This is a genomic window from Pseudomonas sp. AC255, from assembly GCF_979258175.1.
In genome coordinates this window covers 3814793-3828697 of sequence record NZ_OZ409841.1, presented here as the reverse complement: position 1 = coordinate 3828697, position 13905 = coordinate 3814793, and the positions used below count along the sequence as shown (strand labels likewise).

At 62.2% G+C, this 13905-nt stretch carries 11 protein-coding genes and 1 riboswitch; of the genes, 1 reads left to right on the top strand and 10 read right to left on the bottom strand.

Features of this window, described 5'->3' with window-relative positions; translation table 11 throughout:
• Positions 1-308: 308 nt before the first annotated feature.
• The 10 genes from ACZZ0K_RS17380 to ACZZ0K_RS17335 all read right to left on the bottom strand — a co-directional run bounded on the left by ACZZ0K_RS17380 (position 309) and on the right by ACZZ0K_RS17335 (position 12813).
• Complete coding sequence (locus ACZZ0K_RS17380) at positions 309-1001, bottom strand: pseudouridine synthase (protein WP_463559238.1); 693 nt, start codon at positions 999-1001, stop codon at positions 309-311.
• A 33-nt stretch (positions 1002-1034) separates the two neighbouring features.
• Positions 1035-1265: a cysteine-rich CWC family protein gene (locus tag ACZZ0K_RS17375; protein WP_016771293.1), complete on the bottom strand. Its 231-nt coding sequence runs from the start codon at positions 1263-1265 to the stop codon at positions 1035-1037.
• Positions 1258-2745 (bottom strand): sensor domain-containing diguanylate cyclase, encoded by a 1488-nt coding sequence (locus ACZZ0K_RS17370; RefSeq protein ID WP_041478881.1) that lies wholly within the window; start codon positions 2743-2745, stop codon positions 1258-1260. Before ACZZ0K_RS17370 ends, ACZZ0K_RS17375 begins: the two co-directional genes overlap by 8 nt.
• Positions 2746-3026: 281 nt before the next feature.
• A complete protein-coding gene (gene atzF / locus ACZZ0K_RS17365) occupies positions 3027-4799 on the bottom strand; it encodes an allophanate hydrolase (RefSeq protein WP_463559237.1) in 1773 nt (590 codons plus the stop codon).
• 25 nt (positions 4800-4824) lie between these two features.
• Positions 4825-8457: an urea carboxylase gene (uca, locus tag ACZZ0K_RS17360; RefSeq protein ID WP_463559236.1), complete on the bottom strand. Its 3633-nt coding sequence runs from the start codon at positions 8455-8457 to the stop codon at positions 4825-4827.
• A gap of 278 nt (positions 8458-8735) precedes the next feature.
• Entirely contained in the window at positions 8736-9377 is a 642-nt protein-coding gene (locus ACZZ0K_RS17355) for an urea amidolyase associated protein UAAP2 (RefSeq protein WP_125917748.1), read from the bottom strand.
• 11 nt (positions 9378-9388) lie between these two features.
• The gene (locus ACZZ0K_RS17350) at positions 9389-10042 is read right to left on the bottom strand and encodes an urea amidolyase associated protein UAAP1 (protein ID WP_463559235.1); all 654 of its coding nucleotides are present in this window, start codon (positions 10040-10042) and stop codon (positions 9389-9391) included.
• A gap of 84 nt (positions 10043-10126) precedes the next feature.
• Positions 10127-10915 (bottom strand): ABC transporter ATP-binding protein, encoded by a 789-nt coding sequence (locus tag ACZZ0K_RS17345; protein WP_217852421.1) that lies wholly within the window; start codon positions 10913-10915, stop codon positions 10127-10129.
• On the bottom strand, positions 10912-11727 hold the full coding sequence (locus tag ACZZ0K_RS17340) for an ABC transporter permease (protein ID WP_024011982.1): 816 nt from the start codon (positions 11725-11727) through the stop codon (positions 10912-10914). The genes ACZZ0K_RS17345 and ACZZ0K_RS17340 overlap by 4 nt, the downstream gene beginning before the upstream one ends.
• A gap of 18 nt (positions 11728-11745) precedes the next feature.
• Positions 11746-12813 (bottom strand): putative urea ABC transporter substrate-binding protein, encoded by a 1068-nt coding sequence (locus tag ACZZ0K_RS17335; protein ID WP_463559234.1) that lies wholly within the window; start codon positions 12811-12813, stop codon positions 11746-11748.
• A 63-nt stretch (positions 12814-12876) separates the two neighbouring features.
• Positions 12877-12977: riboswitch (guanidine-I (ykkC/yxkD leader) on the bottom strand.
• A 349-nt stretch (positions 12978-13326) separates the two neighbouring features.
• Here ACZZ0K_RS17335 and ACZZ0K_RS17330 point away from each other — a divergent pair.
• Positions 13327-13731 carry a hypothetical protein gene (locus ACZZ0K_RS17330; protein ID WP_463559233.1) on the top strand — a complete coding sequence of 135 codons (405 nt, stop codon included), beginning with the start codon at positions 13327-13329 and terminating at the stop codon, positions 13729-13731.
• Positions 13732-13905 lie beyond the last annotated feature (174 nt).

Here is a 13905-nt window from a genome sequence, read left to right as displayed (position 1 = left end):
ACTCCTGGCAAGCAAGCGGGTATGCGCGCAATCGAGATTGCACGAGCTTTGTGACAGGTAGGCATACGCCTGAAATTTGCTGGCCCATGTCGATCCGGTACGGCAGGTCGACGGGTGTTGTTATTGGCGGGCAGATTGCCGGCTGAGGCGCAGCCCTTGAGGGCAGACGACCGACAAAAAGTTTCTTGGAAGTATGTGGTGACTCATCGGTCACATTTCGGCCGACGTCCTGATTCAAGCAGGGGACTCAGGATCACGCAAGTGCCGTCGGCGAATTGTTCGACAACTTCGGCTGAGCGGTCGCCGGCTTAGAACAAATGAATCTCTTCGGTGCGCAAAGCGCGGTACTCGCCCGGTTTTAGCGCGTGATCGAGGGTCAGTTCGCCGATGGATTCGCGGTGCAGGCGCAGGACTTTGTTGTTGAAGAACCCAAACATGCGCTTGACCTGATGGTAGCGGCCTTCAACGATGCTCAGCCGTGCCGAGCGTGGGCCGAGCAGCTCAAGCTGTGCCGGTTGCGTGGTCAGATCTTCGAAAGCGAAGTAGATGCCCTCGGCAAATTTCAGCGCGTAGCTCGGGTCGATGTCCTGTTCGGTTTCGATGTAATAGACCTTCGCCAGTTTGGTTTGCGGCTGCGTCAGGCGCCGCGACCAGGTGCCGTCATTGGTGATCAGCATCAGCCCGGTGGTGTTGAAATCCAGACGCCCGGCGATGTGCAGATCGTCCTTGCGCGGTTCATCGAGCAGGTCGAGCACGGTCGCATGCTGCGGATCGCGGGTGGCGCTGACGCAGCCCGGCGGTTTGTGCAGCATGAAATAGCGAGCCGGCTTACCGCTTTGCAGCACCTCATCGTCAACTTCGACCCGGCTGAATTCCAGTACGTCACTGTGCGGGTCGCTGACGACTTTTCCGTCAATCCGCACGCGCTTTTCCACCAGCAACAGGCGCACCTGCTGACGGTTGTAGCGGGGCAGATTGCTAAGGAAACGATCGACACGCATGGTCAGGATTCAACGGACAAAGGGCCGCGCATCTTACGGGATCGGCCGCCGGCCTGCTTGCAGTTGCGCTTCAACCTGTGCGCAGCGCGGGCACAGGCAGGCTTGATTGCGCAGCTCGGCCGGCAATGCTTCGAGCACCGCCGGGTCGATGGTCACGCCGTAGCACCAGCATTCGCGGTCGGCGGTGCGCGGGTCGGCGAGGCTGCAATCGTTGCGCGCACCGCAGGCCGGGCAGTGGTCGGGTTTGACGTCGTTATCAGGCATAGGTCGAGTGCGGCATTTCCATGCAGGTGCGGTTGCGCCCGGTTTGCTTGGCGCGGTACATCGCATGATCGGCCCGCGACAGCAGGGTGTGCAAGGTGTCATCGCGTTGCACGGTGGTGGCGCCGATGCTCACGGTCAGATGCAGGCTGTGGCCATCGTAGGCATATTCGTGTTGTTCGACGTGTTGGCGGATCTTCTCGGCAATTTTCTGCCCGGTCTCGCCGTCGGTGTCTTTCAATAGAACGATGAACTCTTCACCGCCCCAGCGGCAGACGATATCGGCGTGACGCAGGCAACTTTGCAGGTCGCGGGCGAAACCGATCAACACCTGATCGCCAGCCATGTGCCCGTAGGTGTCGTTCAAGGCTTTGAAGTGGTCGAGGTCGAGCAACAGAGCGGTCAGCGGCTTGGTTTCCCGTTGGGCCTCGTGCAGCGCTTGCGCGGCGAGGATGTCGAAGCCGCGTCGGTTCGGCAGTTCGGTGAGACTGTCGAGGGTGGCGTGCGCCTGGATCTTCGCCTGGAAGCGTTTGATCACCCGATTGAGCAGCGCCAGTACGATCAACGTCACCAACAGGCAGATCAGCAGGTTGAGATACAGCGACTGGCGGATCTCGCTCAGCGCGCCGTCTTCGCGTTTATCGACGAACAGGTACCAGTTCAACTCGGGGATAAACCGCACGTTGAGAAAATGTCCCTGGCCGTGGGTGGAGTATTCGTAGCTGCCGCTGTGCGGCTTGGGCAACTGGCTGACCAGACTTTTCATGCTCTCCAGTTCGCCAAGACTCTGGCCGATGTGCGCGCCTTCCGGACCACCCTCGGCACCGGTCAGGACAAGACGACCGAAGGTGTCGACGAAGTACACGCTGCGTTGATAGCGCTGTTGATACTTGTCGATCAGCTTGATCACCGCGTCCACGGTCAGGCCCACGCCCGCCGCGCCGATGAAGCGGTTGTGGTAGTCGTAGACCTTGTAGTTGATGAAGAACGTCAGGTTGTCCTTGTTGGCCAGATCCGGGTCGACGTTGATCTCGTACGGGTCCTGCATGTCGCGCACGCGGAAGTACCAGGTGTCGCGCGGCTCATCGACTTTGACCTGTTTGAGCACGCCTTTGGCGTGGTAGTAGGTGAGCGTGGCATTGGAAACGAAGAACGCCGTGTAGGCGCCGTAATGGGTCATGACCTCGTCGAGATAGCGGGTCATCTGCTCGGGATTCTGCTCGCCGTTGACCACCCAGTCGCGCATGAACGTGTCACGGGACATCATCGAGGAAATCAGGATCGGCCGGACCAGATCTTTCTGGATTTCCGAATAGACCGTGTCGGAGGTCAGTGGCAGTTCAGTGTTGACGATGTTGTCGCGGATCGACTCGCGGGAAGCGAAATAGCTCAACAGCGAGGTGGCGAGAAACCCGGCGCCGAGCAGGGCGACCAACGTGAGCACCAGTGAACGTTGCGAGTACAAGGGAGAACGAAGCGGCATGGCAGATCCGTTGGCAGTGGCCCGATGGGATGCATTCTAGTGGGATGGTCGGGAAAACACTGCGGGATTTGTGCCTGAAATGGCGGGGGATATGACGTAGCGGTGTGTCAGGGAAATCGCAGCCCCTCACCCCAGCCCTCTCCCGGGGGAGAGGGAGCTGGATTGAGGGTGATGGAAAATCTGTGATCGACTCGGTATCAGCCAATGGCAACCGATGGACAGTCACCTCGGTCAGTTCCCTCTCCTGGGGGAGAGGGCTAGGGTGAGGGCGAGCTTTCGGATCAGCCCCGGGATGCCAGATACGCCCGCCATCCCCCCAAATGACTGATATCCACCGCACCCTCCAGGCCATACGGCTCGCAGATAAACCCGCTCTCCCAGCGCCCATCCGCCAGTTGCACCTTGCCCAACCCGAGCGGCGCCGGAATCCCGGTGAGAAACGAGCCCAGCTCGCTGCTCGGCAATTCCCAGACCTCCACGGCAATCGCCACGCCGCCGTCCTTGACCCGCACCATGCCCGGCCGCAATGGCGGGCCGCCGGCGAGGGCGTGCAGTCGATAGTCCGGCGAACTCAACGTGGTTTCCAGCAAACGCCCGCCACGCTGGGTCAGTTGCCAGTTCAGCGCCAGCCCTTGCAGATGCGCGCCACACACCACCATTCGAGCGCGGTCGTTGCGCGCAGCGTTCGCCGGAGCTGGCAGGGCGCTGTCCTGCTGGCGCTGCAACGCATCCGCCACGCCCAACAGGTATTGATCGGTAAACACCCGCCCAAACAACGTCACGCCCCACGGCAAACCATTGCCCATGAACGCGGTCGGCACGGCGACGGCGGCGTAGTCGAGCAGGTTCATGAAGTTGGTGTAATAACCGAGTTCGGAGTTGCGCAGCACCGGTTCCGCCTCAAGCTCGGCCAGGGTCACTGGACGGCCGATGGTCGGCGTCAGCACGCAGTCGAGATTTTCCAGGGCCTCGTCGCAGAGGGCCTTCAGCGCCTGCAATCGATATTGCGCGCGGAAGGTCTGCACGCCAGTCACTGCCGGAGCCTTGGCCAGCACCGCACGGATCACCGGCAGCACCGCTTCTGGGTTCTGCTCCATCAGCTCACCGGCGACGCTGTAACGCTCGGCGACCCACGGCCCGTCGTAGAGCAGACGCGCCGCTTCGAGAAACGGCGACAGATCGAATTCGACTGCCTCGCCCCCCAAAGCCTTGAGCCGTTCGATGGCCGCTGTGAACAACTGTGGCCCCTCGTTGCAGCCGAAAAACTCAAGGTCCTGCGCCCGTGGCACGCCGAAGCGAAACGGCCGTGGCGCGCCAAATGCCGAGCCGTCATTCCAGGCCGGATTGCGTCGGCTGTACTCATCGCGAGGATCGTGTCTGGCCGTCAACGCCAGCAACTGACTGGCCTCGCGAGCAGTGGCGGTGAAGGTGGTTACGCAGTCCAGCGTGCGGCACGCCGGCAGCACGCCAGCGGTGGAAATCAGGCCTTTGCTCGCCTTCAATCCCACCAGATTATTCAGCGCCGCCGGCACCCGCCCGGAACCGGCGGTGTCAGTGCCCAAGGCAAAACTCGCCACACCCAGCGCTACCGCCAGCGATGAACCCGCACTGGAACCGCCGGACGGATACTCCGCCAGCACACTGTTCGGGCACGCGCCGTAGGGCGAGCGGCTGCCATTGAGTCCGGTGGCAAACTGATCGAGATTGGTCTTGCCCAGCGGAATCGCCCCCATCGCCAACAGTTGCTCGACGATGGTCGCCGACTGCTGCGGCACATAGGCGAACGCCGGGCACGCGGCTGTGGTGGAAATGCCGGCCAGATCGATGTTGTCCTTGATCGCGAATGGCACGCCATACAGCGGCAGACTGTCGAGGTCACGACCGTCGAGGGCGGCCAGATACGGCTCCAGTTCATCGACGCTCAGCAGGTGGATGAACAGGTGATAGTCGGGATTCAGCGCAGCGGCTTTTTCGCGCAGTTGCAGCAGCAGTTGGCGCGGTGTGGTGTCGCCATTGCGATAGGCCTGGCGCAGTGCATCGAGTTGCAGATTCATCGGTTGATCCTTATAAAAAATGGCTTCAGTCGAGTTCCAGCACCACCACCCGTTGTCCGGCGCGCACCGCCGAACCGGGTTGCACGCGGATCTCTCGCACCACACCGGCCAGCGGCGCGAGCACAGGGATTTCCATCTTCATCGACTCGAGAATCACCAGCACATCGCCCGCCGCGACACGCTGGCCGGCCTCGACCTGCACCTGCCAGAGATTGCCGGCGATGTGGCTGTCGACGCTGTGTTCACCGCTTTCCAGCGGTGCTTCTTCGCTGGCGTCAGGCACGGCTTCTTCACTGTCGAAATGCGCTTGGCCGCTGGCGATCCAGCGTTCGCGTTCAGCCTTGAACGCGCCCTGTTGCTGCGCACGGAAAGCGCTGATGCCCGCGGCTTCCTGACTGAGAAATGCCTGATAGTCGGCGAGGTTGAGCTGGCTGTGTTCGATGTTCAGATCAAAGCGCCCAAGGGGGAAATCGCGGCGAATGCGCAGCAGTTCTTCGGCGCTGACCGGGTAGAAACGGATCTGATCGAAGAAGCGCAGCAGCCACGGTTTGCCGTCGAACGCGGCGACTTCGCGATAGCGATTCCACATCTGCAGAGTGCGCCCGACAAACTGATAACCGCCCGGGCCTTCCATGCCGTACACGCACATGTAGGCGCCGCCGATGCCGACCGAATTCTCGGCGGTCCAGGTACGTGCCGGGTTGTACTTGGTGGTCACCAGACGATGACGCGGGTCGAGCGGCGTGGCCACCGGCGCGCCGAGATAGACGTCGCCAAGGCCCATCACCAGATAGCTCGCATCGAACACCGTGCGCTGCACTTCGTCGAGATTCGGCAGGTCGTTGATGCGCCGGATGAACTCCAGATTGCTCGGGCACCACGGCGCGTCCTTGCGCACGGTGGTCATGTATTTCTCGATCGCCAACTGACAGGCCGGGTCGTCCCACGACAGCGGCAAGTGCACGATGCGCGAAGGCACCTGCAAGTCCTTGGCGGCGCACACCGCGTCCCATTCGCCAGCGACGATGCCGAGCAGATCGGCCAGCGGCAGTTGCTCGGGCTGGTAGTGCACTTGCAGCGAGCGAATGCCCGGGGTGAGGTCGATCACGCCGTACAAGGATTTGTGTTCCAGCGCTTGCATGAGGGCGTGGGCACGGAAGCGCAGGACGAGATTGAGTTCAGGCTCGCCGATTTCCAACAACAAATGCGTATCCCCGGAGACCCGCGCAACAAGCCGCACATCCCCCTGACCCAACTCCAACACCACAGGCGACACAAGATCCTGTGGGAGCTGGCTTGCCAGCGATGAAGTTAATGCGGTGTCTGGCCGGGCCCCATCGCTGGCAAGCCAGCTCCCACAGTTATCCCATTGACAGGCGAGATCGCGAGCGGTTTTTAGATTGACGGGGATGAACTGGATTCTATCGCCAGACTTGAGCTGCCCCAGTTGCCACAGGTCCGCCTCGATCACCGTCACCGGGCACACGAACCCGCCAAGGCTCGGGCCATCCGGGCCGAGGATCACCGGCATGTCCCCGGTGAAATCCACCGCGCCGATGGCATACGGATTGTCGTGAATATTCGACGGATGCAACCCGGCCTCGCCACCGTCGGCTCGCACCCATTCCGGCTTCGGCCCGATCAGGCGGACACCGGTGCGGCTGGAGTTGAAATGCACTTCCCACTGGGTTTCAAAAAAAGTGCCGATGTAGTTTTCGGTGAAGTATTCCGGTGCAGCGTGCGGGCCGTAGATCACCCGAATCTGCCGCACCGCCGGCAACACGGTGATGTGCTGTTCGGTCAGCTGCTGACCAGCACTGCGGTCCGTCAGCGCAGGGATATGCAACACATCCCCGGCGCGCAACGCACGACCACCGTGCCCACCAAACTGGCCAAGGGTGAAGGTGCTTTTACTGCCCAGATAATCCGGCACCTGCACGCCGCCGCGCAGGCACAGATAACTGCGCGCGCCGGCGCCGCTGATGCTGCCCAGTTGCAATGTCGCTCCGGCCGGGATCAGCAGCGCGGTGTTCATCGGCACCGGTTCAGCGTCAAGGGTCAAGGCAATCCGCGCGCCGGTCACCGCGACCACCGCGTCACAATTGAAGCGCAGGATCGGCCCGCTCATGGTGATTTCCAGCGCGGCTGCGCCTTGTTCATTGCCGAGCAGGCGATTACCCAGACGCAGTGCTCGGCTGTCCATCGGCCCCGACGGAGGCACGCCGACGGCCCAATAGCCGAGGCGGCCGGGATAGTCCTGCACGCTGGTTTGCGTGCCGGCGCTGAGCACTTCGAAGGTGTTGGCGTGATAGAGCAGATTTTCCAGACAACGGGTCCACGGCTGACCGCTGGCGAATGGAGCATCGAGCAGAATCTGGCGCAGATAGTCGCGGTTGGTTTCCACGCCATACAGCAGGCTATCGCCCAGTGCCTGATGGAGTTCGGCGCGAGCCTGTTCGCGGCTCGGCGCCCAAGCGATGAGCTTGGCAATCATCGGGTCGAAATACGGCGGGATTTCCACACCGGCTTCGACCCAGGTGTCGATGCGCAACTCAACGCCGTTGGCTGGCGGAAATTGCACAGCGGTCAGCAGGCCCGGGCTCGGCTGGAAATCACGCCCCGGATCTTCCGCGTACAGACGTGCCTGAATCGCATGGCCCTGCGGTTCCAGGCCTTGATACAACTCGTTCAGCGGCGGCAGATCACCGGCGGCCAACTCGATCATCCAGCGCACCAGATCTACGTCCCACACCTGCTCGGTGACGCCGTGCTCGACCTGCAAGCGCGTGTTCACTTCGAGAAAATAGAAACGCTGGGCCTCGCTGTCGAAGACGAATTCGACGGTGCCGGCGCTGCGGTAATTCACCGCTTGCGCCAGTTTGATCGCCGCTGCGCACAGCTCATCGGCCATGCCTTCTGGCAGGTTTGGCGCCGGGGTTTCTTCGAGGACTTTCTGGTTGCGCCGCTGCACCGAACAGTCGCGCACACCGAGAGCGATGACTTCACCGCAGCCGTCGCCGAACACTTGCACTTCCAGATGCCGCGCGCGTTCGATGTACTTCTCGATGAACACCCCGGCGTCGCTGAAGTTGTTCTGACCGAGGCGTTTCACCGCTTCGAATGATTCGCTCAATTCACTGGCGCTGCGGCACACGCGCATGCCGATGCCACCGCCGCCAGCGGTGCTTTTCAGCATCACCGGGTAGCCGACCTGTTCGGCGGCACTCAGCGCGCAATCGAGGCTGTCGAGCAGGTCGGTGCCTTCGAGCATCGGTACGCCATGCTGTCTGGCCAACGCGCGAGCAGTGTGCTTGAGGCCGAACACCCGCAATTGCTCCGGCGTCGGCCCGATGAAGGCGATGCCCTGCGCTTCGCAGGCTTCGGCGAACGCTGCATTCTCGGAGAGAAATCCGTAGCCGGGATGAATCGCCGTGGCGCCGCTTTGTTTGGCGATAGCGAGGATTTTATCGACGGCCAGATACGTCGCGGACGCCGCGCCTTCGCCGAGGCTGTGCGCTTCAGCGGCCTGGGAGATGTGCAGGCTGGCAGCATCGGCTTCTGAATACACGGCGACGCCTTGGGCCTTCAGCACGTTGATCGTGCGCAGGATGCGACAGGCAATCGCGCCACGGTTGGCGATGAGGATTTTTTCGAACATGGCATAACCCCTGAAGGGGGAGCGGGCCGTCCCGCTGTTTTTCGACAGACATCCGGGCCGTCCCGGATGGAAAAAACATCACTCAAACTCACCGCAAACTCCTGTGGGAGCTGGCTTGCCAGCGATGAGGTCGGCACATCCAACATTGTTGGTGACTGAAACACCGCAATCGCTGGCAAGCCAGCTCCCACAGGACTATCAGTGCCTTGAAGGTTTCAGGCACTGCCCGGAACGCGCCTGGCACAGGGCAAAAAGCCAACGGCGTAAACGGCTCAGGGTCAGTTCCATACCAGCAACTCCGCCGGGGTCGGGTTGTAGGCATTGCACGGGTTGTTCAACTGCGGGCAGTTGGAAATCAGCACGATCACGTCCATCTCCGCGCGCAAGTCGACGTACTTGCCCGGCGCAGAAATCCCGTCCTCGAAGGTCAGCCCGCCATCCGCCGTCACTGGCACGTTCATGAAGAAATTGATGTTCGGCCCGATGTCACCTTTGCTCAATCGGCCGTCGTGGGCGCAGGCGCGCAGGTAGTTGTCGCGGCAGCTGTGCATGTAGCGTTTTTCCAGGGCGTAGCGCACGGTGTTGCTCTCCTGCGCACAGGCGCCGCCGAGGGTGTCGTGGCGCCCGCAGGTGTCGGCAACGATGGTCAGCATCGGCTGGCCGAGGTTGGAATACAGCACGCTGCCGGTGCTCAGGTAGACGCTGTTCTGCCGGCGCAAGGTGCGTTGCACGTCGTAGCGTTCCTTGGGGTTGGCGAGGCTGTAGAACAAAGTGTCGACTGCCTGATTGCCTTCCAGATCGAGGATGCGCAGGGTCTGCCCGGCCTTGACCTCCATCAGCCAGGGCTCGCCGGCGGGAATGGTGGCGCGGTAGATCGCGCTGTCGGCTTGCTTGTGCGAAGTGGCGATTGCGAGTGACATGGCAGCGATCCTCAGGCGAACAAACGGTCGGTGTTGATAAAGCCGCGCTCGTTTTCCGGGCGCGAAGTGCGGCAGTGTTCGGCGACGCTGGCGTCGGCGTTCATCCAGCTCAGCTTCAGAGGTTTCGGGGCGTATTCGGGTGACGGGTCCATCGGATGTTGCAGGGCGGTGAGCACCACCAGGGTGTCCATCGGCGCGTACAACTCGATGTAGTCACCGGCCTTCGAATTGCCCTCGACGAAGTGGAAACGCCCGGCCTCATCGACGTTCACACGGCTGAACAGGTTGAGGGTCATCAGCAGGTCGGACAGGCCCAGGCCCCACTTGCCGAGTTCCACCAGCAGGTTGTCGGTGCCGTTACGAAAGAAGCCGTTGCGCAGTTCCTGGTAGCGGCCCTGGCCGTATTTTTCTGCGACCTCTTGCGCGCACAGCACGCCGCCGAGGCTGTCGCTCCAGCCGCAGGTGTCGGCGGTGATCGCGGCGAGTACGCGGCCCATGTCCGAGTACAGGCAGTGGCCGGCAGTGAGCTTGGCGGTGTGTTGGCATTTGAGGCTGTCGGGCAGGTTCAGTCGCTCGGTTTTTTCATGGGCATTGAGCAAGGTCAGGCTGACATTGGCGCCGCCGCGCAGGTCGGTCAGGCGCAGTAACTGGCCGCGCTTGAGCACGAACGAACGGTGGCCGCCGCCCGGCAGCAGTTCTTCAGCGAAGGGGGGAAGAGTTGGATTGAATCAGTCATTGCAGCAGTCCTCTCAAGCAGTGCGAAGGGTGCCCGCCAGCGGCAGCGGCAGGGCCTCGACGGCGGCGCGCTGGGCGCGGCGGTCGCTGTTCAACGGGATGTCGTAGGTGATGCGGGCGCCATAGGCGCCGGGGGCGTGCGGGTCGAGGCGCACCTTGTCGAACACCAGCAGGCGCGTGCCGAGGCTGAAGCCTTCGGACAGGTCGTGGGTGACCATGAACACCGTCAGTTGCGTCTCGCGCCACAGCTCCAGCAGCAGCGCGTGCATGTCCTTGCGAATGCCCGGGTCGAGTGCGCCGAAGGGCTCGTCGAGCAGCAACACGCGCGGCTTCATGATCAGCGCCTGGGCGATGGCCAAGCGTTGCTGCATGCCGCCGGACAGCTGTGCCGGGTACTTGTCCAGCGCATGGCCGAGGCCGACTTTGCTCAGCAGTGCTGCCGCCTGTTCGCGGGCCTCGCGTTTGGCGCTGCCGAACAGCCGGCCAAGCAAGGGCGCGCGCGGCAATTCGAGACCGAGGGCGACGTTGTCGAGCACGCTCAGGTGCGGGAACACCGAGTAGCGCTGAAAGACCACGCCACGGCTGGCATCCGGCTCGCTGGCCAAGGGCTGGCCGTCGAGCAGAATCTCCCCGCGACTGGCGCTTTCCTGGCCGAGCAGCAGGCGCAGGAAGGTCGATTTGCCGCAACCGGAGGCGCCGACCAAGGTGCAGAACTCGCCCTCGTTGACGCTCAGGTTCAAGCCTTCCAGCACCACTTGATCGGCGTACTGCTGCCAGACGTTTTTTACTGTGATGAAGCTCATTTCGCCGCTCCCTCATACCAAGGGAAAGCGCGCTGGGTCAGCTGTTTCAGGCCCCAGTCCATCAGCCAGGCGAGCAGGGTGATCCACACCACATAGGGCAGGATCACATCCATGGCGAGGTAGCGCCGCACCAGAAAGATCCGGTAGCCGAGGCCGTCGGTGGAGGCGATCGCTTCGGCGGCAATCAGGAACAGCCACGCCGAACCGAGCATCAAGCGCAGCGAGATCAGCAAGCGCGGCAACAGCTGCGGCAAGACCACGCGCAGCATCAGCGTCCAGGTCGAGGCGCCGAGGGTCTGCGCCTTGATCAGCAGTTCGACCGGAATGTCGCGGGCACGCTGTTCCAGATCCCGGGCCAGCGCCGGGGTGATGCCGATGACGATCAGCATGACTTTCGACAACTCGCCCAGCCCGAAGACGATGAACAGAATCGGCAGGATCGCCAGCGGCGGCACCATCGACAGCACCGTCAGCAACGGCGACAACGGCGCGCCGAACAGCGGCAGGGTGCCCGCCGCAATACCGAGGCAAAGACCCGCCAGCGCCGCGATGCCGAGGCCGATGGCCAAGCGCCGCAGACTCGACGCGGTGTCTTGCCACAACAGGTATTCGCCGGTGCGGCTGTCGGCGTTGAAGGCCAGGCGTTTTACCGCGTCGCTCATCTGCACGGCGCTGGGCAGCAGTTTGTCGTTGGGGTTGTCCGCCAGGCGCTCGGCCGAGCCTGTGAAGTAGGCGAACAGCACCAGCGCGAACGGCAGGATCACCAGCAACAGGCGACTCGGGCGATCGGGGTGGCGATTGATCAGGCGCATGGCCAAATCCTCCGTGGCTTACAGCTTGGCGTCGGCGGCCATCTGCACGTAGGTCGGATCGAAACGCAGCTTGAGATTGGCGGTGTCGCCGCTGGTCACGCCGTTGGCGAAGGACATGCCCACCGCACTCGGGTCTTTCGCGCCTTCGCCGAGCAGGCCGTGCTCGAAGGAGAATTCGGCGACCTTGCGCATGGTGTCCGGCAGTTGTTTGCTGGTGGCGAAATTCAGCGCTTCGCTCGGCGTGGCGAACAGTTTTGTGGTGTCCAGTTGCGCCTGGAATCCGGCGAGATCGGTGCCAGAGGCCTTGGCCATGTGCTCCAGCGCAGCTTTGCTCGCGGCACTTTTCGCGTTCATCAAAGCGACCACTTCGAACCACGCCCCGGTCAGCGCTTTGCCCAGCGCCGGGTTGTCTTTGAGGGTGGCGCTGTTGACCACCATCATGTCCATGATCTCGCCGGGGATCTGGCTGGAATTGAACACTTCGGTGACGCCGGGTTTGGCTTTGATATCCGAGAGCATCGGGTTCCAGGTGGTCACGGCGTTGACGTCGTCGGTGTTGAACGCGGCGGCAATGTCGGCGTCGGAGGTGTTGACGACCTTCAGGTCTTTCTCGGTCAGGTCCACCGAGTCCAGTGCCCGGGCCAGCAGGTAATGCGAGACCGACAGCTCGACCAGATTGACGTCCATGCCTTTCAGATCGGTGACTTTTTTACCTTCACCCTTGAGCACGATGCCGTCGTTGCCGTTGGAGAAATCGCTGACGATCAGCGCGGTGCTGTCGACACCACCGGCAGCCGGAATGGTCAGCGCATCCATGTTGGTCATGGTGCAGCCGTCGAACTGGCCGGCGGTGTACTGGTTGATCGATTCGACGTAGTCGTTGAGCTGCACGACGTCGATCTTGATCCCGTATTTCTTCGCCCATTTGTCGACGATGCCCTGGCTGCCGGCGTATTCCCATGGCATCCAGCCGGCGTAGATCGTCCAGCACACGCTGAAGTGGTCTTTCTGGGCGGCGGAAGATTGCGTGCTGATGAGCGCGGCGAAGGCGGCGGCGAGCAGGGCGGGGAAACGTAGTCGGATCATTGCGGATTCTCCAGTTGATCGAGGGCGGACAGGAAGGCAACGCGGCACCGCGAACGGTGGCTTGTCTCCCGGGCTTTTGTCCCGCCGTGTAACCTCAACTGGAGGTCGCCAACTCTCGGACCAGCCACTCGCGATTGCGAGCCGGAACCCTAGTCAGCCATTGCAAATTGTGGTGCCGCGAACCTGTGATGACTCCTGCACGGGTTTGCTAAAGCGAGAGGCGTGCCAAGTCCGGCCGAGGCCTCTGCGGCGGGGATCTGCTGGATTGCCGAGGTGAGCGGGGCGAGCGACAGCGCATCGTGGTGGTGCGTGGTTGCACCGTCATGCAGCGTGTTCAGGGTTCACGGGGCGTTGATTTGCGGATAAACAAGATTTCATAATCACTTGTTTCAACTTGTTGCAGGAACGCACCAGATTCTGAAACCGCTGTCTGATTCTTCGACAGTCACGCAATTGCTGACGGTCGCCTGCCAGCGTCGCTGGTGTGGCCAACCCGCGGTCCAGGAGGCCGCTATGTATCGCCGAATCGTACTGCTTGCCGTGATGCTTTTTTCCCTTGGCGGATGCGTTCCTTATTCCTATGGAGACAGCTACTACAGGTCAGAGGTCTACACATCACCCGCACCGGCCTATTACAGCGGTGGCGGCTCCTATTACCGCAGCGGCGGCACTTATTACACTCAGCCGCGCTACTACCAGCCAGCGCCGCGTTACTACCAGCAACCACGTTATTACCAGGCGCCGCGGCACTACCAACTGGCCCCGCGTTACTACGAAAGCCGTCGCTGGCACGGCAATGATCGCGGACGCTGGGACGGCCACCGTCGCGGCGGTTGGGACAATGACCACCGCGGTCGCGGCAACTATGATCGCCACAGCGGTCGGCGTGACTACAACGGCCGTGGCAACCGCTGGTAAATCTCTGCAATGAACAAGCGGCGCATCAAGCGCCGCTTTTTTTGCCCGGCGAAAAGTTGTTCCGTTGGCCATCTCCTAGGAGATTCCCGGAAGCGTCCTACAGTTTCATTTCGTGGCGTTTGTTAGCGTTCGTGGATGCCGAACGAGGCGAGCAATCCTCAGCTCGATAGCGGC